General features: G+C 65.8%; 15 protein-coding genes. 14 read left to right on the top strand and 1 reads right to left on the bottom strand.

From position 1 onward, the window contains the following. Positions 1–496: 496 nt before the first annotated feature. Both ACTRWB_RS15480 and ACTRWB_RS15475 read left to right on the top strand, forming a co-directional pair. Positions 497–2,572: a molybdopterin-containing oxidoreductase family protein gene (locus tag ACTRWB_RS15480; RefSeq protein ID WP_446902371.1), complete on the top strand. Its 2,076-nt coding sequence runs from the start codon at positions 497–499 to the stop codon at positions 2,570–2,572. Between the two features lie 136 nt (positions 2,573–2,708). Next, entirely contained in the window at positions 2,709–4,382 is a 1,674-nt protein-coding gene (locus tag ACTRWB_RS15475) for a long-chain fatty acid--CoA ligase (protein WP_193097571.1), read from the top strand. 262 nt (positions 4,383–4,644) lie between these two features. Here ACTRWB_RS15475 and ACTRWB_RS15470 read toward each other — a convergent pair whose 3' ends face one another. Then, positions 4,645–5,796, bottom strand: a complete 1,152-nt coding sequence (locus ACTRWB_RS15470) for a porin (protein WP_412022534.1) — start codon at positions 5,794–5,796, stop codon at positions 4,645–4,647. A 276-nt stretch (positions 5,797–6,072) separates the two neighbouring features. Here ACTRWB_RS15470 and coq7 point away from each other — a divergent pair, with 276 nt between their 5' ends. The 12 genes from coq7 (at position 6,073) to murC (ending at position 20,099) form a co-directional block, all read left to right on the top strand. After that, entirely contained in the window at positions 6,073–6,699 is a 627-nt protein-coding gene (coq7, locus tag ACTRWB_RS15465) for a 2-polyprenyl-3-methyl-6-methoxy-1,4-benzoquinone monooxygenase (RefSeq protein WP_446902370.1), read from the top strand. Between the two features lie 386 nt (positions 6,700–7,085). Further along, positions 7,086–7,514, top strand: coding sequence for a division/cell wall cluster transcriptional repressor MraZ (gene mraZ / locus ACTRWB_RS15460; RefSeq protein ID WP_006487094.1), 429 nt, complete (start codon positions 7,086–7,088; stop codon positions 7,512–7,514). A 23-nt stretch (positions 7,515–7,537) separates the two neighbouring features. After that, the gene (gene rsmH / locus ACTRWB_RS15455; RefSeq protein WP_048251117.1) at positions 7,538–8,479 is read left to right on the top strand and encodes a 16S rRNA (cytosine(1402)-N(4))-methyltransferase RsmH; all 942 of its coding nucleotides are present in this window, start codon (positions 7,538–7,540) and stop codon (positions 8,477–8,479) included. Then, entirely contained in the window at positions 8,476–8,817 is a 342-nt protein-coding gene (ftsL, locus tag ACTRWB_RS15450) for a cell division protein FtsL (RefSeq protein ID WP_048251118.1), read from the top strand. Before rsmH ends, ftsL begins: the two co-directional genes overlap by 4 nt. Then, positions 8,814–10,661 (top strand): peptidoglycan D,D-transpeptidase FtsI family protein, encoded by a 1,848-nt coding sequence (locus ACTRWB_RS15445; protein WP_129513633.1) that lies wholly within the window; start codon positions 8,814–8,816, stop codon positions 10,659–10,661. Before ftsL ends, ACTRWB_RS15445 begins: the two co-directional genes overlap by 4 nt. After that, complete coding sequence (locus ACTRWB_RS15440) at positions 10,658–12,196, top strand: UDP-N-acetylmuramoyl-L-alanyl-D-glutamate--2,6-diaminopimelate ligase (RefSeq protein ID WP_446902369.1); 1,539 nt, start codon at positions 10,658–10,660, stop codon at positions 12,194–12,196. The genes ACTRWB_RS15445 and ACTRWB_RS15440 overlap by 4 nt, the downstream gene beginning before the upstream one ends. Continuing rightward, on the top strand, positions 12,193–13,599 hold the full coding sequence (locus tag ACTRWB_RS15435; RefSeq protein ID WP_446902368.1) for a UDP-N-acetylmuramoyl-tripeptide--D-alanyl-D-alanine ligase: 1,407 nt from the start codon (positions 12,193–12,195) through the stop codon (positions 13,597–13,599). Before ACTRWB_RS15440 ends, ACTRWB_RS15435 begins: the two co-directional genes overlap by 4 nt. Before the next feature lie 16 nt (positions 13,600–13,615). Next, on the top strand, positions 13,616–14,785 hold the full coding sequence (mraY, locus tag ACTRWB_RS15430; protein WP_006477019.1) for a phospho-N-acetylmuramoyl-pentapeptide-transferase: 1,170 nt from the start codon (positions 13,616–13,618) through the stop codon (positions 14,783–14,785). A 28-nt stretch (positions 14,786–14,813) separates the two neighbouring features. Next, positions 14,814–16,325: a UDP-N-acetylmuramoyl-L-alanine--D-glutamate ligase gene (gene murD, locus ACTRWB_RS15425; protein WP_446902367.1), complete on the top strand. Its 1,512-nt coding sequence runs from the start codon at positions 14,814–14,816 to the stop codon at positions 16,323–16,325. Next, a complete protein-coding gene (gene ftsW, locus ACTRWB_RS15420; protein ID WP_048251123.1) occupies positions 16,322–17,605 on the top strand; it encodes a putative lipid II flippase FtsW in 1,284 nt (427 codons plus the stop codon). Before murD ends, ftsW begins: the two co-directional genes overlap by 4 nt. Then, a complete protein-coding gene (murG, locus tag ACTRWB_RS15415; RefSeq protein ID WP_129513637.1) occupies positions 17,602–18,705 on the top strand; it encodes an undecaprenyldiphospho-muramoylpentapeptide beta-N-acetylglucosaminyltransferase in 1,104 nt (367 codons plus the stop codon). The genes ftsW and murG overlap by 4 nt, the downstream gene beginning before the upstream one ends. Next, entirely contained in the window at positions 18,702–20,099 is a 1,398-nt protein-coding gene (gene murC / locus ACTRWB_RS15410; protein ID WP_446902366.1) for a UDP-N-acetylmuramate--L-alanine ligase, read from the top strand. Before murG ends, murC begins: the two co-directional genes overlap by 4 nt.

The following is a 20,099-nucleotide window of genomic DNA, read 5'->3' as shown; positions in this document are numbered from 1 at the left end:
ACCGTGAAACGACTCTACGCCGATGATAGTGCGGATTCCCGTGTGAAAGTAGGTAATCGTCAGGCTCCCTAAGCCAGAAACCCCCGCCCGAAAGGCGGGGGTTTTTGCATTTCAGCGATGGAAATGTGTGCGGGCTGGGTGAGGTTCTCGTCGCCCAGGCCACACTCTCTCAAGCGTAACCTATTGCGTTGCCGAACTCCCTCAATGGCCGATATGTTTCGTGATTTACTGGCATATTGATCCCATCTTCGATCAAAGCTGCACTCTCCTCATGTATCGGCAAACACTGTCATGCATGGTCAGCTTTCCATCGTCCGCAACGAACGCAGAGTTGGCCGTGCTGTTCGCTCCCAGCGAAGACATGCGTCGCAACTGAAACTCCCCCACTCCTCCCAACGCTCTTCGCGGTCAAATAGCCCAAGATCCGTACGAAATGAACGCTTTATTCGGCGCGTCCACGTAAAATTTGCAAATCCCCATCCCCGCATTCAAAACGATGAACGCCGCCACACAGGTAGCTCGGGCCGTTTGCCCGCACGATTGTCCGGACACGTGCGCAATGCGCGTGACCGTCGAGAACGGCAAGGCGATCAAGGTGACGGGCGACCCCGACCATCCGCCGACGCAAGGCGTGCTGTGCACGAAAGTCAGCCGATACGCCGATCGTGTTCATCATCCCGATCGCCTCACGGTCCCGTTGAAGCGCGTCGGCGCGAAGGGGGAAGGGCGCTTTGTACCGATCAGCTGGAGCGAAGCGTTCGACGAGATCGGCCGTCGCCTCGGGGAAATCGCGGCGCGTGCACCGGAAGCGATCGTGCCCTACAGCTATGCGGGGACGATGGGGCTCGTGCAGGGCGAGGGCATCGCCCAGCGCTTCTTCCACAAGCTCGGCGCATCACGGCTCGAGCGCACGATTTGCGCGGCCGCCGGCGCGGCGGGGCTTCGTTACACATACGGCGGAAGTCTTGGCATGCACCTCGAGCACTTCGAGGAAAGCGAGCTGATTCTGATATGGGGCGCAAACCCGATCGCGTCGAGCCTGCACTTCTGGACGCGTGCGCAGGAGGCAAAGCGCCGCGGCGCACGTCTCGTCGCGATCGACCCGTACCGCTCGCTGACAGCCGAGAAATGCCATCAGCACATCGCATTGAAGCCAGGTACCGACGGCGCGTTTGCGCTCGGCATGATGCACGTGCTGATGACTGAAGGTCTGCTCGATCACGACTACATCGCCAGCCATACGCTCGGCTTCGACGCGCTCAAGGAGCGGGCGATGTCCTATCCGCCGGAGCGCGTTGCGCAGATCTGCGGCATCGACGTGTCGGAGCTGGTCGACCTTGCGCGTCGATACGGCGCCACCCGCAAGGCATCGATCCGTCTTAATTACGGCATGCAGCGCGTACGAGGCGGCGGCAACGCCGTTCGCGCGATTGCAAGCCTGCCGGCACTGACGGGGGCGTGGCGCGATCGGGCCGGCGGGCTGTTGCTCTCGTCATCGGAATCCGCGCCGGTGAACCAGTCGGCACTGCTGCGCCCGGATTTGATGCCGGGTTGGCCGCACAAGCTGCCGCGCATCATCAACATGAACGCGATCGGCGACGCGCTGTTGCACCCGGGTGACGCGACGTTCGGGCCGAAGGTCGAGGCAGTGATCGTGTACAACTCGAACCCGGTGGCCGTCGCGCCGGATTCTTCGAAGGTCGCGGCGGGGTTCGCGCGTGACGATCTGTTCACGGTCGTTCTCGAGCATTTCAAGACAGATACCGTCGATTTCGCCGACATTGTGTTGCCGGCTACCACGCAGCTCGAGCATCTGGACGTCCATAAATCGTACGGCCATACCTATGTGATGGCGAACCTGCCGTCGATTCCGCCGGTGGGAGATGCACGGCCGAATACGGAGATCTTCCGCGGCATCGCGCGCAGCATGGGACTCGACGAGCCCGCGCTCTATCACAGCGACGAAGAGGTCGCGCGCGCGGCGCTCCGGTGGGACGATCCGGCGCTCGACAGCGACTGGGATACGCTGAAGCGGGACGGCTGGCTGAAGCTCAAGCTGCCGGAAGCGCCGTTCGCGAATGGCGGTTTCCGCACGCCGTCCGGCAAGTGCGAGTTCTACAGCGCACGGCTCGAGCAGATGGGCATGGACCCCGTTCCCGACTACCTGCCGCCGTTCGAATCAGCCGAGGCCGCGCCCGAGCTTGCTGCACGCTATCCGCTCGCGATGATTTCGCCGCCAGCCCGTCACTTCCTGAACAGCACGTTCGTGAACGTCGACAGCCTGCGTACGACCGAAGGCGAGCCGCATCTCGACATCCACCCGTCCGACGCCGAAGCGCGCGGCATTGAGGAGGGCGACGTCGTCCGCATCTTCAACGACCGCGGATCGATGCAGGCGCTCGCGAGAATTACCGATCGCGCACGCGCGGGGCTCGTTGTCGGGCTGTCGATCTGGTGGAAGAAGCTGTCACCGGACGGCAGGAATGCAAACGAGGTGACGAGCCAGGCGCTGACCGATCTCGGCAATTCGGCGACGTTTTACGATTGCCTTGTCGAAGTTGAGCGGATTTGATCGAATACCCCCGTATGATCAGACGAACTTCGACGGAAGTTCGAAGTGGACATCTAACCCTGTTGTATCGGGACGGGCGAGCCGTTACGATGCGTTTTAGCACGACCATTCGAAAATCTGTGAGGAGACGCGCGGCATGGAAAAAATTTGGCTGAAATCGTACCCACCCGGCGTTCCAGCCGAAATTGACGCGTCTCCTTACCCCTCTGTCCCTGACCTGCTCGACGAAAGCTTCCGGCAGTATCGCGACCGCACGGCGTTCGTCTGCATGGGCAAGGGCATCACCTACGGCGAACTCGACACGCTGTCACGCCAGTTCGGTGCGTGGCTGCAATCCCGTGGCCTCGCGCGCGGCGCGCGCGTCGCGATCATGATGCCGAACGTGCTGCAGTACCCCGTGGCGATTGCCGCGGTACTGCGCGCCGGCTACACCGTCGTCAACGTCAATCCGCTCTACACGCCGCGCGAGCTCGAGCATCAGCTGAAGGACAGCGGTGCGGAGGCGATCGTCATCCTCGAGAATTTTGCGTCGACACTGCAGGCCGTCATCGCCAATACGGCCGTCAAGCATGTCGTCGTCGCATCGATGGGCGACCTGCTGGGTATCAAGGGATGGCTCGTCAATTACGTCGTGCGCAACGTGAAGAAGATGGTGCCCGCGTGGCAGCTTCCGTCGTTCACGCGCTTCAAGGCCGCGCTGTCGGAAGGCGCGCGGCAGGCGTTCAAGCCGCTGAAGATCGGCCCCGACGACGCCGCGTTCCTGCAATACACGGGCGGTACGACCGGCGTGGCGAAGGGCGCGACGCTGCTGCACCGGAACATCGTGTCGAACGTGCTGCAGGCCGGCGCCTGGCACCATCCGGCGCATGAGAAGTACCCGGAGGTGAAACAGTTCGTGACGGTTGTCGCGTTGCCGCTGTATCACGTGTTCGCGCTGACCGTCTGCGGCTTCCTGACGATGCGCACGGGCGGGATGGGCATCCTGATCCCGAATCCGCGCGACATCGCCGGCATGATCAAGGAACTGAAGGGCTACCAGATCTCGACGATTCCGGCGGTCAATACGCTGTACAACGCGCTGCTGAATCATCCCGAATTCAACCAGCTCGACCTGTCGAAGCTCGTGATCGCCAACGGCGGCGGCATGGCAATCCAGGAGGGTGTCGCGAAGCGCTGGTATGAAAAGACCCATACCGCGATCATCGAAGGCTATGGGCTGTCCGAGACGTCGCCGGTGGCGACGTGCAACCCGGTGACGGCGACCGAATACAGCGGGACGATCGGCCTGCCGCTGCCATCGACGGAAGTAGCGATCCGCGACGACGCCGGCAACGACGTTGCGCTCGGCGAGCCCGGCGAGATCTGCATCCGCGGGCCGCAGGTGATGGCCGGCTACTGGAACCGGCCAGACGAGACCGCGAAGGTCATGTTCCCGGACGGCTTCTTCAAGACGGGCGACGTCGGCGTGATGGATGCGCGCGGTTACGTGAAGATCGTCGACCGGAAGAAGGACATGATTCTCGTATCCGGCTTCAACGTGTATCCGAACGAAGTCGAGGACGTCGTGGCGTCGCATCCGGGCGTGTTCGAGGTGGCGGCGGTCGGCGTGCCGGACGAGCATTCCGGCGAAGCCGTGAAGCTGTTCATCGTGAAGAAGGACCCGGCGCTCACCGACAAGGACATTCTGGCGTACTGCAAGGAGCGGCTCACCGGGTACAAGCGCCCGAAGCTGGTCGAATTCCGCACGGAGCTGCCGAAAACGAACGTCGGCAAGATCCTGCGGCGCGAGCTGCGCGACGGACGCGCGTAACGGCGCGTCGGAACGCGCGGTCGAACGAAAAAAGCCCGGCTCGTGCCGGGCTTTTTTGTTTGCGGCGCCGATCGGAAGCTGAGGGTTCCCGAGGGGGAAGGCGGCCGGCCGTGCGTTTCGACGCAACGGACGGGCGCGGAGCACCGCGACGCGTGCAACGCGACCGTCCGAGCCGCCGCGCGCGGGGCCCTGCTGCCGCACCGGAAAAGAAAAAGGCGCCCGAAGGCGCCTTCAATGTACTGCGGCTTGTCAGGCAAGCTGATTAGAACTTGTGACGGATGCCGACGCGTGCTGCGACCTGGTTGCTGGTGCTCGAACCAGCGAGACCGTTGATCGCTGCCGTTGCCTGGATGACGTTGCCGTTCGCGTCGAGCACGTTGCCCGATGCGTGCTGGTACACGCCGATCGCGTAGACGTCGGTGCGCTTCGACAGGAAGTAGTCGACGCCCAGCGAGCCCTGGTGGTACTTGGCTGCCGAGCTGCCGTTGATCTTGCTGCCTTGCGTGTAGTCGTACGCAGCACCGAGAATCAACGCCGGGGTCAACTGATACTTGAAGTTGAGTTCGCCGTTGTTGAACGTCGCGCTTTGGTTCACGAACGGACCGGCCGAGAAGCCCTTGAACTTCGTGTTCGAGTACGTCGCGCCGATCGTCGCTGCGCCGAACGTGTATGCGCCGCCCGCACCGATGACCTGGTACGTGTTCGCGTTGTTCGCGTACGTGCCGTAGACCGGCGACGAGACCGACGAAGACGCGGAACCGTTGTTGAACATGCCGCCGAACTGGTTCGGCGTGCGTGCGTTCAAGTAGCCGACGCCCAAGACCAGCGGGCCGTTGTTGTAGCCTGCGCCGAGCGACCAGACCTGGTTCTTCGAGAACTGGCCGGCTTGACCGCCGAAGCTGTACAGGCCGCCGAACGAGAAGCCGCCGTAGGTCTGGCTCGTGAACTTGACTGCGTTGTTCACGCGGTACGCGTTGTTGAAGTTGTCGAGGTCGCCCGGGTGAGCGGCGATGTAGCCGCCCCACTGGTCGCCTGCCTCGAGCGGGCCGACGAAGTCGACGACGGAGTCGTATTGACGACCCAGCGTGACCGTACCGTACTGGCTCGAAAGGCCGACGTAAGCCTGACGGCCGAACATCAGGCCGCCCTGGCCGAGCTTGCCGCTGTTCACGTCGAAACCGTTTTCGAGGGTGAAGATCGCCTTCAGGCCGCCACCGAGATCTTCGGTGCCGCGCATGCCGAAGCGGCTGCCTTGCATCACGCCGCTGGCCATGCTGTACAGATGCTTGCCGCCCGCGTTGTTGTTGAAGAGCAGGCCTTCATCGATGATGCCGTAAAGCGTCACGCTGCTTTGCGCATGGGCAGCGCCAGCGAACGCGCCCAGCGCGACGAGCGCGAGAAGCGACTTTTTCATTAACGGATCTCCAAGAATCACTGAATTTTTTTGGCGGGGCGGATAGTTATGTTCTGTTGACGGGCCCCATCAACTTCGCAAGAAGTCGCACGTAATGTAGCAAAACCGTTTTTTGCCACAAAGCGAAATGGCGTAGCGCAAGGCCGCCATGTTTCCTTTATGCAACAATGGTTAAAATCACGGGTTAACCGCAATTTCCGCTGAATAATCAAGTCGGTTACGCAGCGGACTCGTGCCCTTGCCGCTCGCGGCAGCACACGCAGCCAGGAGAACAGGATGGTGTTGGATGAACTGATCAGCGAATTCGATCGCGGCCTGCGATCGCTGACCGGCATTAGCCGGATGAGCCGCCCGGTGCCCGTGCCGGCCGAGGCGCCGGCCGCCGAACTGACGCCCGCGGAGCGCTCGCATGCCGCGGGGCTGATGCGCGTGAACCACGTCGGCGAGGTCTGCGCGCAGGCGCTCTACCAGGCGCAGAAGCTCACCGCGCGCACGGCGTCGGCGAAGGCGATGTTCGAGGAGGCCGCGCGCGAGGAGGAGGACCACCTCGCGTGGACCGCGCACCGCCTGAAGGAGCTCGACTCGCGCCCGAGCCTGCTGAACCCGCTGTGGTACGCCGGCGCGCTCGCGATCGGCGTGGCGGCCGGCACGCTCGGCGACAAGGTCAGCCTCGGCTTCATGGCCGAGACGGAGCGGCAGGTCGAGAGTCATCTCGAAGGCCACATGTCCGAGCTTCCGGAGACCGACACCGCGTCGCGTGCGATCGTCGACCAGATGCGCATCGACGAAGTGAAGCACGGCAAGGCCGCGACCGACGCCGGCGGGATCGAGCTGCCGCTGCCCGCGCGGATGCTGATGCGCGCCGCGTCGAAAGTCATGACGAGCACTGCGTACTATCTCTGAGATTCGCACCGGGGCGACGTGCGACGTCGCCCCGGTTCACCGCCCCCGATACCGCCCGCTTACTCCTCGTTTTCCCGCCCCCGAAAGCCCCGTCCTCACGCGTGTCTGGCCCATCTTTCTCACGTATCACCTTCACAAGTTGCACTAGCTCATTCATTTATAACGGTTTTTGGAATGAGGGGTCGCATGAGCATGTGCGCGTAAGTCCTTGTTCTAACTAACAAAATTCGTCAAAAAAGCGGGCCGCTCCCTTGACCGTGCCACACCCTTCCTCTAAAGTGGGAGACAGTGTGAGAAAGTGTATTTTTGTGTGATTTAGCAGGCTGTTCCGGCTAAATTCTCAGCATTGAGCGGGTGCTTCGGTGCCCTGAACGGGAGAGCGGAAAGTGTTCCAAGGGGCGTCGGCGCTGACGCTCGATGCGAAAGGGCGGATGTCGGTGCCGGCTCGCTATCGCGAAGCGCTGCAAGGACAGGCAGAAGGACGGGTGACTGTGACCAAGCACCCGGACGGCTGCCTGTTGCTGTTTCCGCGCCCCGAATGGGAAGTGTTCCGCGCCAAGATCGCCGCGTTGCCGATGGACGCGCACTGGTGGCGGCGGATTTTTCTCGGCAATGCGATGGACGTCGATCTCGACAGCGCGGGCCGGATTCTTGTATCGCCCGAGCTGCGTATGGCGGCCGGACTGGAAAAGGAAGTCATGTTGTTGGGAATGGGTAGTCACTTCGAGCTGTGGGATTCGCAGACCTACAACGCGAAGGAGCAGGCAGCGATGGCGCAGGGCATGCCCGACGCGCTGAAGAATTTCACGTTCTGATTGCGGTGACGGAGACGCCCGCGATGGGAAACGAATTGCAGCATCGGACAGTGCTGTTGGACGAGGCGGTCGAGTCGCTCGTGACGCGCCCGGACGGCATTTATGTCGACGGTACGTTCGGGCGCGGCGGCCATAGCCGTGCGGTGCTCGCGCGGCTGGCGGCGGACGGGCGGCTGATCGCGTTCGACAAGGATCCGAGAGCGATCGAGACGGCGCAGGGCATCGAGGATGCGCGCTTCTCGATCGTGCATGACAGCTTTGCATCGATGCGCGACGCGCTTGCGGCGCGCGGCGTCGAGAAGGTGTCGGGTGTGTTGCTTGACCTGGGCGTGTCCTCGCCGCAGGTGGACGATCCGGCGCGCGGCTTCAGCTTCCGCGCCGATGGTCCGCTGGACATGCGAATGGATCCGACGCGCGGCGAGTCGGCGGCCGAATGGCTCGCGCGGGTTTCGGTGCAGGAATTGACGGAGGTGATACGAGATTATGGGGAAGAACGGTTTGCTTTTCAGATTGCAAAGGCGCTTGTTGCTCGCCGGGCAGAGTCCGACCGTCTTGGGCCTCTCGACACCACGGGCGAGCTTGCCCAAATCGTGGGTCACGTCGTCAAAACCCGTGAGAAGGGCAAGGATCCGGCAACCCGCACCTTTCAGGCTATACGGATTCACGTCAATCAAGAGCTTGCGGACCTGCAAGTCGTACTAGACGCGGCACTGTCGTTGCTGGAGCAAGGGGGGCGGCTGGTGGTCATCAGCTTTCATTCACTCGAGGACCGGATCGTCAAGCGATTCATGCAGGCGCACGCGAGTGCGCCTGCGGTCGATCGTCGCCTGCCGATCCGTGCCGTCGACCTCCCGAGCCCGCCGCTCAAGATCATCAGCCGCCAGTTTCCGAGTGAAGCGGAAGTCGCCGCGAATCCGCGCGCCCGGTCCGCCGTGATGCGCATTGCGGAGCGCGTCACGCCATGAGCCGCTTCAACATCTTCCTGCTGATCATCGTGATGGGTTGCGCGCTGTCGGTCGTCAACTCGACCAACCAGCAGCGCCAGATCTTCATCCAGTTGCAGCGCGCGCAGTCGCAGGAGCATCAGCTCCAGCAGGACTACGCGCAGCTTCAATATCAGCAGAGCGCGCTGTCGAAGACGTCGCGCATCGAGCAGCTCGCGAACGATTCGCTGAAGATGCAGGCGATCACGACCGGTCGCACGCAATACCTGACGCTGGCGCCGGGCGCCGCGAAGGCGATCGACGCGCCGATCCCGGCTTCGGCCGATACGACCGGCAAGGGCAAGGGAGGCGCGCAATGAAGCCGTCCCCGAAGCGCCAGAACGTGAAATTCTCGTCGAGCCCCGTGCTGGGCGTGCATCTGCCGATGTGGCGCTCGAAGTTCGTCGTGTTCATGCTGTTCATGGCGTTCGTCGCGCTGGCCGCGCGGGCGTTCTGGATCCAGGGGCCCGGCAACGCGTTCTACCAGAAGCAGGGCGAGAGCCGCTACCAGCGCACGATCGAACTGCCCGCGACGCGCGGCAAAATCCTCGACCGTAACGGGCTCGTGCTCGCGACGAGCCTGCCCGTGCGCGCGATCTGGGCGATTCCCGACGCCGTGCCGGACGATCTCGACGCCGACAAGGTCAACCAGCTCGGCAAGCTCCTCGGCATGACGCCGAAGGAACTGCGCGTGAAGCTGTCGGAAGACAAGGGTTTCGTCTACGTGAAGCGCCAGGTGCCGATCGACGTCGCGGACAAGGTCGCCGCACTCGACATCCCGGGCGTCTACCAGCGCAACGAATACAAGCGCTTCTATCCGGAAGGCGAGATCACCGCTCACCTGATCGGCTTCACGAACGTCGAGGACGAAGGACAGGAGGGCGTCGAGCTCGGCGACCAGAAGATGCTGTCCGGCACGTCGGGTGTGCGTCGCGTGATCAAGGACCGGATGGGGCACATCGTCGAGGACGTCGCCGAGCAGATCCCGCCGCACAACGGAACCGACGTCGACCTGTCGATCGACAGCAAGATCCAGTACATCGCGTACGCGAACCTGAAGGCCGCCGTCGACAAGTTCAAGGCGAAGGCCGGTGCGGCGATGGTCGTCGACGTGCGTACCGGCGAGGTGCTCGCGCTCGTCAACTACCCGACGTACAACCCGAACGACCGCTCGCGCATGACGGGCGAGCAGTTGCGCAACCGGATCATGACCGACGTGTTCGAACCGGGTTCGATCATGAAGCCGTTCACGGTGTCGCTCGCGCTCGATCTGCATCGCGTGACGCCGAACACGCTCGTCGAGACGGGTAACGGGCATTTCGTGCTCGACGGCGCGCCGATCACCGACGACGCGGGCTTCGGCACGCTGACGGTCGGCGGCGTGATCCAGAAATCGAGCAACATCGGCGCGACGAAGATCGCGATGACGATGCGGCCCGAGGAAATGTGGAATATGTATACGAGCATCGGTCTCGGCCAGGCACCGAAGGTTGGTTTCCCGGGCGCGGTGGCCGGCCGCCTGCGGCCGTGGAAGAGCTGGCGCCGCATCGAGCAGGCGACGATGTCGTATGGCTACGGCCTGTCGGTGTCGCTGTTCCAGCTCGCCCGTGCGTACACGGCGATCGCGCATGACGGCGAGCTGATGCCCGTGACCATTTTCAAGACCGACCCCAATCAGCAGGTGACGGGCACGCAGGTGTTCAACCCGACCACCGCGCGCGAAGTGCGCGCGATGCTCGAGACGGTGGTCTCGCCGGGCGGCACGTCGCCGGATGCGGCCGTGCCGGGCTATCGCGTCGGCGGCAAGAGCGGTACCGCGTACAAGCATGAAGGCCATGGCTACACGCGCAAGTATCGCGCGTCGTTCGTCGGGATGGCGCCGATGCCGAATCCGCGCGTCGTCATCGCCGTATCGGTCGACGAGCCGACCGCCGGCAGCCACTTCGGTGGCGCGGTGTCGGGCCCCGTATTCTCGGCGATCGCCGGCGACACGATGCGCGCGCTGAACGTACCGCCGAACATGCCGATCAAGCAGCTCGTCGTGTCTGACGATTCGCCGGCAGCACCCGCCGCATCGGGGCCGCAAAAGCTGGCCGCAGGTGGCGGTGCGAAGCATATGATCGTGTCCAGCACGACGCGTAATTCACCAGGAGTTGTTCGATGAGCGCCGCCCGCAGTTCCCATCCGGCGCATCAGCAGATCGCAGCCGCGCTTGCGTGGCTGCGTCAGCATGTGACCCCCGCAGCGCAACTGCATGCCGACACGCGCAGCCTCAAGGCCGGCGACGTGTTTCTGGCGTATGCGGTCGACGGGGCGGATAACCGCGCGTTCATCGTCGACGCCGTTGCACGCGGCGCGGTTGCCGTGGTGTATCAACCGGAAGGGCTGGCCGCCGCGCCGGCCGTGCCCGTCGCGCTCGCGGTGCCGGCGCTCGACCAGCTCGCCGGCGAGATCGCCAGCGGCTGGTACGGCGATCCGAGCGACAGCCTGCTCGCGGTGGGCGTAACCGGCACGAACGGCAAGACGTCGTGCACGCACTGGATCGCCACCGCGCTGACGGCGCTGCACCAGCCGTGCGCGGTGATCGGCACGCTCGGCAGCGGGATGCCCGGCCAGCTCGTGCCGACGGGCTTCACGACCCCCGACGCGCCGCAGCTGCAGCGCAGTCTCGCGCAGTTGCGCGACGCGGGCGCGAAGGCCGTGGCGATGGAGGTGTCGTCGCACGCGCTGCACCAGGGGCGCGTGAACGGGACGGCCTTCGACATCGCGGTGTTTACGAACCTCACGCAGGATCACCTCGACTATCACGGCACGTTCGACGCATACGAGGCCGCGAAGGCGAAGCTGTTCGCATGGCGCGGCCTGCGCACCGCGGTCGTCAACCGTGACGACGCGGCTGGCCGGCGCCTGCTCGAGAAGCTGGCCGGTCGCGTGCGCACCATCGCGTACGGGATCGGCGACGCGCAGGCGCCCGACGCCGATCGCGAACTGGTCGCGCTCGACGTGCGCGCCACCGCGACCGGCACGGCATTCCGCCTGCGTTCGTCGTGGGGCGATGCCGACGTCGAAGTCGGCACGCTCGGCACGTTCAACGTCAGCAACCTGCTCGCCGTGCTCGGCTCGCTGCTCGCGGCCGATGTGCCGTTCGACGCGGCGATCGCCGAGATCGCACGGCTCGAGTCGGTCAACGGCCGGATGCAGCGGCTCGGCGGCCGGCTGCAGAACGACGAACCGCTCGTTGTGATCGACTACGCGCACACGCCCGACGCACTCGAAAAGACGCTCGACGCGCTGCGTCCGATCACCGCGGCGCGCGGCGGCCGGCTCGTCTGCATGTTTGGCTGCGGCGGCGATCGCGATGCAACGAAGCGGCCGCTGATGGGCGCGATCGCGGAACGGCTCGCCGACGAAACCGTCGTCACGAGCGACAACCCGCGCAGCGAAGATCCGCAGCGCATCATCGACCAGATCGTCGCCGGCATGACCGCGCCGGATCGCGCACGCCGGATCGAGGATCGCGCGAGCGCGATCCTGCAGGCCGTGCGCGGCGCCGCACGCGAGGATGTCGTCGTGCTGGCCGGCAAGGGCCACGAGGCAACGCAGGAAATCATGGGCAAGAAGCGCACATTCTCCGACCAGGATCACGCACGGCTTGCGCTTGCGGCGCGTGCGACGCACGGCAAGGGAGGCGGCGAATGACGATGCTCAGTCTCGGCGAAGCCGCTCGCCTGATTCCCGGCGCAACCGTCCACGGTGATGCGGGCGTCACGTTCGACCGCGTGTCGACGGACAGCCGCACGGTCGGCCCGGGCGACCTGTTCGTCGCGCTGAAAGGCGAGCGTTTCGATGCGCACGACTTCCTCGGCGACGTCGCCATGCGTGGTGCTGCCGCGGCGCTCGTCGCGCACCTGCCGGCGGGTGTCGCGATGCCGGCGATCGAGGGCGGCGAAACGCGTGCCGCGCTCGGCGCGCTCGCACACGGCTGGCGCAAGCGATTCCCGCTGCCGCTCGTCGCGGTGACGGGCAGCAACGGCAAGACGACCGTCAAGGAAATGATCGCGTCGATCTTCGCGGCGGCGGTCGGCGCCGACGCGCGGCTCGCGACGGCCGGCAACCTGAACAACGATGTCGGCCTGCCGCTGACGCTGCTGCGCCTGTCGGCTGCGCATCGTCTCGCGGTGATCGAACTCGGCATGAATCACCCGGGCGAGACCGAAATCCTCGCGCGTCTCACGGCGCCGACGGTCGCGCTCGTCAACAACGCGCAGCGCGAGCACCAGGAATTCATGGCGACGGTCGAAGCGGTCGCGCTCGAACACGCGGCCGTGATCCACGCGCTGCCGCCGGATGGTGTCGCGGTGTTCCCGGCCGACGATGCGTACGCGGGCATCTGGCGCGTCGCGGCGACCGGCAACCGGATCCTCGATTTCGCATTGCACGATGCCGAACGGCAGAACGACGCGCAGGTTACGGGCCGTCTTCATGGCGGTGAGCTCGCGATCGACACGCCGGCCGGCGCCGTCACGGTGCGGCTGCGGGCGCTCGGCGAGCACAACGCGCGCAACGCGCTGGCCGCGACGGCCGCAGCGCTGGGCGCCGGCGTTGCGCTGTCGGCGATCAGGCAGGGCCTCGAATCGTTCGAGCCGGTCAAGGGCCGGCTGCAGGTGAAGCAGGTGAGCGCCGGCAGTCTCGCGGGCGCGACGGTCGTCGACGATACGTACAACGCGAATCCCGATTCGATGCGGGCCGCGATCGATGTGCTCGCCGCGCAACCGGCGCCGCGCGTGCTGGTGATCGGCGACATGGGCGAGGTCGGCGACGAAGGGCCGGCGTTCCATCGCGAGATCGGCGCGTATGCGCGCGAGCGCGGAATCGACGCGCTGTTCGCGCTCGGCGACGCATCGCGCGATGCGTGCACCGCATACGGCGACGCGGCTCGCCATTTCGGCGACGTCGATTCGCTCGTGGCGGCGCTGCTCGCTGCGGGCTACGGCGCGCAGGCGACGGTGCTCGTGAAGGGCTCGCGGTACATGAAGATGGAGCGCGTGGTCGACGCGCTGACGAACCAACCCGCAGCGGGCACGGCGCCCGCTGCACACTGAGTAGAAGGAAGGAAGCATGCTGCTGGCGCTGGCGCAATGGCTGCAAGGTGACGCAAGCTTTTTGCGCTTGTTCACGTACCTCACGTTCCGGGCGGTGATGGCCACCATCACCGCGCTCGGGATCGGGCTCGTGTGCGGACCGTGGGTGATCCGCAAGCTGACGCAAATGAAGGTCGGGCAGGCCGTTCGCAAGGACGGTCCGCAGACGCACCTCGTCAAGTCGGGCACGCCGACGATGGGCGGCGTGCTGATCCTGATCGGCATCGCGGTCGCAACGCTGCTGTGGGGCGACCTGACGAACCGTTTCATCTGGATCGTGATGCTCGTCACGTTCGGTTTCGGCGTGATCGGCTGGGTCGACGACTACCGCAAGGTCGTCCACAAGGACCCGCGCGGGATGTCGTCGCGCGAGAAGTATTTCTGGCAGTCGGTGATCGGGCTGTTCGCGGCCGTCTACCTCGCCTTCAGCGTGTCCGAGGCGAACAACGTGCGCGTGTTCGACCTGTTCATGGCGTGGGTGCGCAGCGGCCTGTCGATGGGGCTGCCGGCACGTGCCGACCTGATGCTGCCGTTCCTGAAGTCGATCAGCTACCCGCTCGGCGTATGGGGCTTCATCGTGCTGACCTACTTCGTGATCGTCGGCGCGAGCAACGCGGTGAACCTGACCGACGGCCTCGACGGCCTCGTGATCATGCCGGTGGTGCTGGTCGGCGCGTCGCTGGGTGTGTTCGCGTACGTGATGGGCAGTGCGGTGTACTCAAAATACCTGCTGTTCCCGCACATCCCGGGCGCGGGCGAACTGCTGATCTTCTGTTCCGCGATGGGCGGGGCAGGGCTCGCGTTCCTCTGGTACAACACGCACCCCGCGCAGGTGTTCATGGGCGACGTCGGCGCGCTGGCGCTCGGCGGCGCGCTCGGCACGGTCGCGGTGATCGTGCGCCAGGAAATCGTGCTGTTCATCATGGGCGGCATCTTCGTCGCGGAGACGCTGTCGGTGATGCTGCAGGTTTCGTGGTTCAAGTACACGAAAAAGCGCTACGGCGAAGGGCGACGTCTGCTGAAGATGGCGCCGCTGCATCACCATTTCGAATTGTCCGGCTGGAAGGAAACGCAGGTGGTGGTGCGTTTCTGGATCATCACGCTGATGCTGTGCCTGTTCGGTCTGACCACCCTCAAGCTGCGGTAAAGGAAAGGTAACAAGGATGTCTGGCGAGATGTTTGGAGATCGGCAACGGCCGATGGTGCTCGTACTGGGGCTCGGGGAATCGGGTCTCGCGATCGCGCGATGGTGCGCGAGGCACGGGTGCCGGCTGCGCATTGCCGATACCCGCGAGGCGCCGCCCAACCTTGCCGCGCTGCAGGCCGAAGGCATCGATGCGGAATTCGTCGGCGGGGCGTTCGCGCCCGCGCTGCTCGACGGCGGTGTCGAGATCGTCGGGCTGAGCCCCGGGTTGTCGCCGCTCGAACCGGCGCTCGCGGCGCTGGTCGCGGCCGCGAACGAGCGCGTGATCGCGGTGTGGGGCGAACTGGAATTCTTCGCGCAGGCGCTGCGCGCGCTCGGCACGAGCGGCTACCAGCCGAAGGTGCTCGCGATCACGGGCACCAACGGCAAGACCACGACGACGAGCCTCACGGGCCTGCTGTGCCAGCGCGCGGGCAAGAAGGTCGCGGTCGCGGGCAACATCAGCCCCGCGATGCTCGACCGGCTCGCGGGCGCGATCGACGAAACGGCGCTGCCCGACGTGTGGGTGCTCGAACTGTCGAGCTTCCAGCTCGAGACCGCGCGCACGTTCGCGCCCGATGCGGCCGCGATCCTGAACATCACGCAGGACCACCTCGACTGGCACGGCAGCTTCGACGCATACGCGAAGGCAAAGGGCCGGATCTTCGGCGCAACGACGACGCGCGTGCTGAACCGCGACGATGCCGCCGTGATGAAGTTCGCGCCAGCCGCGGGTGCGGCCGACGCACCGCGCACGGTCACGTTCGGCCTGAACGAACCGGCGCAGGACGGCGACTACGGGCTGTCCCGCGACAACGGCATCGCATGGCTGGTGGAAGCCGTCGATCGCGACGCGCCGGATGAAGTGGCGACGACCCGCCGGCGCAAGCGCGACGCCGCGCATACGCCTGACATCGGGCAGAAGCGCCTGATGCCGGCCGACGCGCTGCGGATTCGCGGGCTGCACAACGCGGCGAATGCGCTGGCCGCATTCGCGCTCGCGCGTGCGATCGACCTGCCGGCCGCGCCGCTGCTGCACGCGCTGCGCGAATACCGCGGCGAAGCGCATCGCGTCGAAGTGATCGCGACGATCGACGACGTGGACTACGTCGACGACAGCAAGGGAACGAACGTCGGCGCGACGGTTGCCGCGCTCGACGGGCTCGCGCAGAAGATCGTGCTGATCGCGGGCGGCGACGGCAAGGGGCAGGATTTCGCGCCGCTGGTCGCGCCGGTCGCACGCTGGTGCCGCGCGGTGATGCTGATCGGCCGCGACGCGCCGGCGATCCGCGACACGCTCGCCGAAACGGGCGTGCCGCTCGCCGACCACGCGACGCTCGAAGGCGCGGTGCACGCGGCGGCCGACCTGGCGGAGCCGGGCGACGCGGTGCTGCTGTCGCCCGCATGCGCGAGCCTCGACATGTTCAGGAACTACGCCCATCGCGCGGATGTCTTCCGCGCGGCGGTCGACGAAATCGCCATCGACAAAGGAGCGACGCCATGAGCTGGTCCGATCGCATCGTCTCCCGTTTCAACGACCGGCGCGATGCCGGCGGCAATGCCGCGGGCGGCCGCGTCTCGTCGGCCACGCGCGCCGCGACGGGCGGCCTCGCGAGCGTCGTCAACGGCGTGCGCCCGAGCCGTTCGCGGATGCTCGACTTCGACTATTCGCTGCTGTGGGTGGCGATCGCGCTGCTCGGGCTCGGCGTCGTGATGGTGTATTCGGCGTCGATCGCGATGCCCGATTCGCCGAAATACGCGTCATATCACGATTACGCGTTCCTGATGCGCCACTGCGTGTCGCTCGTCGTCGCGTTCATCGCGGCGGTGGTTGCGTTCCGCGTGCCGGTGTCGACGTGGGACAAGTACGCGCCGCATCTTTTCCTGATCGCGCTCGTCAGCCTCGTGATCGTGCTGATCCCGCACGTCGGCAAGGGTGTGAACGGCGCGCGCCGCTGGATTCCGCTCGGCATCACCAACATGCAGCCGTCGGAAATCATGAAGCTCGCCGTGACGATCTACGCGGCGAACTACACGGTGCGCAAGCAGGAATACATGCAGAGCTTCGCGAAGGGCTTCCTGCCGATGGCGTTCGCGGTCGGCCTGGTCGGCGCGCTGCTGCTACTCGAGCCCGACATGGGCGCGTTCATGGTGGTCGCCGCGATCGCGATGGGCGTGCTGTTCCTGGGCGGCGTGAACGGCAAGCTGTTCGGCGGCCTCGTCGCGACGGCGGTCGGCACGTTCACGATGCTGGTATGGCTGTCGCCGTGGCGTCGCGAGCGGATCTTCGCGTATCTCGATCCGTGGGACGAACGCTACGCGCAGGGCAAGGCCTACCAGCTCACGCACTCGCTGATCGCATTCGGTCGCGGCGAATGGTTCGGCGTCGGCCTCGGCGGCAGCGTCGAGAAGCTGAACTACCTGCCGGAAGCGCACACCGACTTCATCCTCGCCGTGATCGGCGAGGAACTCGGTTTCGTCGGCGTGCTGGTCGTGATCCTGCTGTTCTACTGGATCGTGCGCCGCGCGTTCGAGATCGGCCGCCAGGCGCTCGCGCTCGATCGCACGTTCGCGGGCCTGATGGCGAAGGGCATCGGCATCTGGTTCGGCGCGCAGACGTTCATCAACATGGGCGTGAACCTCGGGCTGCTGCCGACCAAGGGCCTGACGCTGCCGCTCGTGAGCTACGGTGGCTCCGGCATTCTGCTGAACTGTGTCGCTCTTGCGGTGCTGCTGCGGGTGGACTATGAGAACCGGGTGTTGATGCGCGGAGGGAAAGTATGACCGCGTCGCGACGCACGCTGATGGTGATGGCAGGCGGCACCGGGGGCCACGTGTTCCCGGGGCTCGCGGTCGCGCACCGGATGGAAGCGGCGGGCTGGCGCGTCGTGTGGCTCGGCAATCCGGCCGGGATGGAAGCGACGCTCGTGCCGAAGCACGGCATTCCGATGGAGTATGTGCGGTTCGGCGGGCTGCGCGGCAAGGGCCTGAAGACCAAGCTGACGCTGCCGCTCAACCTGCTGCGCGCGTGCTGGCAGAGCCTCGGCGCGTTGCGCCGCGTGCGGCCGGACGTCGTGCTCGGGATGGGCGGCTACATCACGTTCCCGGCGGGCGTGATGACCGCGCTGTCGGGGCGCCCGCTCGTGCTGCATGAACAGAATTCGATTGCGGGCCTGACGAACAAGGTGCTCGCGAAACTCGCGAAACGCGTGCTCGTCGCGTTCCCCGGCGCGCTGCCGCACGCGGAATGGACGGGCAATCCGATTCGTGTGGAACTTGCGCGCACGGAACCGCCCAAAGCACGCTATGCATCGCGCAGCGGCCCGCTGAACGTGCTGGTCGTCGGCGGCAGCCTCGGTGCGGCCGCATTGAACGAAGTCGTGCCGCGCGCGCTGGCGATGCTGGCGCCGGGCGAACGCCCGCGCGTCGTGCACCAGGCCGGCGCGAAGCACATCGACGCACTGAAGGCGAATTATGAAGCGGCCGGTTTCGCGGCCGGCGAAGACGCACGGCTCGTGCCGTTCATCGACGACATGGCGGCCGCGTATGCGGCGGCGGATCTCGTGATCTGCCGGTCGGGTGCGATGACGGTGTCGGAGATCGCGGCGGTGGGCGTGGCGGCGCTGTTCGTGCCGTTCCCGTACGCGGTCGACGATCACCAGACGACCAATGCCGCGTTCCTCGCCGATGCGGGCGCGGCCGTGCTGGTGCAACAACGCGACCTGTCGGCGGAACTGCTTGCCGACTGGCTGCGCGGCCAGTCGCGGGCATCGCTCGCAGAAATGGCGGAACGTTCGCGCGCGTTGGCGAAGCCCGAGGCCACCGAAGAAGTCGCGCGTGTGTGCGCGAAGGCGGCCGGCGCGAACCTGGAAGAACTGCAATGAAACACATCGTCAAACACATTCATTTCGTCGGGATCGGCGGCGCGGGCATGAGCGGCATCGCCGAAGTGCTCGTCAATCTGGGCTACGAGGTCAGCGGCTCGGACCTGTCGCGCAACGCGGTGACCGATCGTCTTCAGGCGCTCGGCGCACGGATCGCGATCGGCCACGACGCGGCGAACATCGAGGGCGCGAACGCGGTCGTCGTGTCGACGGCCGTGCGCTCGGACAACCCGGAAGTGCTGGCCGCGCGCCACAAGCGCGTGCCGATCGTGCAGCGCGCGGTGATGCTCGCGGAACTGATGCGCCTGAAGCAGGGGATCGCGATCGCCGGTACGCACGGCAAGACCACGACGACGAGCCTCGTCGCGAGCGTGCTCGCCGCGGGCGGCCTCGATCCGACCTTCGTGATCGGCGGGCGGCTGATCAGCGCCGGCGCGAATGCGCGGCTCGGCACGGGCGATTTCATCGTCGCCGAGGCCGACGAGTCGGACGCGTCGTTCCTGAACCTGTATCCGGTGATCGAAGTCATCACGAACATCGACGCCGACCACATGGACACCTACGGCCACGATTTCGCGCGGCTCAAGCAGGCGTTCATCGAATTCACGCAGCGCCTGCCGTTCTACGGCAGCGCGGTCGTGTGCGTCGACGATCCAAACGTGCGCCAGATCATCCCGTTCATCTCGAAGACGGTGGTGCGCTATGGCCTGTCGTCCGACGCGCAGGTGCGCGCGGAAGACATCGACGCGCGCGACGGCCGGATGTATTTCACGGTGATCCGCGAAGGGCGCGCCCCGCTCGCGGTCGTGCTGAACATGCCGGGCCTGCACAACGTGCAGAACGCGCTCGCGGCGATCGCGATCGCGACCGACCTAGACGTGGCGGACGAAGCAATCCAGCAGGCGCTGGCGGAATTCAACGGCGTCGGCCGGCGCTTCCAGCGTTACGGCGACGTGCCGACCGCGGACGGCGGCCAGTACACGCTGATCGACGATTACGGGCATCACCCGGTCGAGATGGCCGCGACGATCGCGGCCGCGCGCGGTGCGTTCCCGGGCCGCCGCCTCGTGCTGGCGTTCCAGCCGCACCGCTACACGCGCACGCGCGACTGCTTCGACGATTTCGTCAACGTGCTGTCGACGGTCGATGCGCTGGTGCTGACGGAAGTCTATGCGGCCGGCGAGGCCGCGATCTCGACGGCCAACGGCGACGCGCTGTCGCGCGCGCTGCGCGCGGTGGGGAAGGTTGACCCGGTGTTCGTCGCGACGGTCGACGACGTGCCGGACGCATTGGCGAAGGTCGCGCAGAACGGCGACGTGGTGATCACGATGGGCGCGGGTTCGATCGGCGGCGTGCCGGCGAAGGTCGTCCAAAACACGCAACAGAAGGGATGA

The sequence above is a fragment of the Burkholderia sp. YIM B11467 genome (genome assembly GCF_052952715.1).
The sequence above is the reverse complement of the archived record's forward strand: the minus strand, read 5'-3'. Positions and strand labels throughout refer to the sequence as shown.

Excerpts from the sequence above, each read along its gene's own strand:
- ACTRWB_RS15480 (WP_446902371.1), top strand. The coding sequence starts at position 497 with ATGAACGCCGCCACACAGGTAGCTCGGGCCGTTTGCCCGCACGATTGT.
- ACTRWB_RS15475 (WP_193097571.1), top strand. The coding sequence starts at position 2,709 with ATGGAAAAAATTTGGCTGAAATCGTACCCACCCGGCGTTCCAGCCGAA.
- ACTRWB_RS15470 (WP_412022534.1), bottom strand. The coding sequence starts at position 5,796 with ATGAAAAAGTCGCTTCTCGCGCTCGTCGCGCTGGGCGCGTTCGCTGGC.
- coq7 (WP_446902370.1), top strand. The coding sequence starts at position 6,073 with ATGGTGTTGGATGAACTGATCAGCGAATTCGATCGCGGCCTGCGATCG.
- rsmH (WP_048251117.1), top strand. The coding sequence starts at position 7,538 with ATGGGAAACGAATTGCAGCATCGGACAGTGCTGTTGGACGAGGCGGTC.
- ftsL (WP_048251118.1), top strand. The coding sequence starts at position 8,476 with ATGAGCCGCTTCAACATCTTCCTGCTGATCATCGTGATGGGTTGCGCG.
- ACTRWB_RS15445 (WP_129513633.1), top strand. The coding sequence starts at position 8,814 with ATGAAGCCGTCCCCGAAGCGCCAGAACGTGAAATTCTCGTCGAGCCCC.
- ACTRWB_RS15440 (WP_446902369.1), top strand. The coding sequence starts at position 10,658 with ATGAGCGCCGCCCGCAGTTCCCATCCGGCGCATCAGCAGATCGCAGCC.
- ACTRWB_RS15435 (WP_446902368.1), top strand. The coding sequence starts at position 12,193 with ATGACGATGCTCAGTCTCGGCGAAGCCGCTCGCCTGATTCCCGGCGCA.
- mraY (WP_006477019.1), top strand. The coding sequence starts at position 13,616 with ATGCTGCTGGCGCTGGCGCAATGGCTGCAAGGTGACGCAAGCTTTTTG.
- murD (WP_446902367.1), top strand. The coding sequence starts at position 14,814 with ATGTTTGGAGATCGGCAACGGCCGATGGTGCTCGTACTGGGGCTCGGG.
- ftsW (WP_048251123.1), top strand. The coding sequence starts at position 16,322 with ATGAGCTGGTCCGATCGCATCGTCTCCCGTTTCAACGACCGGCGCGAT.
- murG (WP_129513637.1), top strand. The coding sequence starts at position 17,602 with ATGACCGCGTCGCGACGCACGCTGATGGTGATGGCAGGCGGCACCGGG.
- murC (WP_446902366.1), top strand. The coding sequence starts at position 18,702 with ATGAAACACATCGTCAAACACATTCATTTCGTCGGGATCGGCGGCGCG.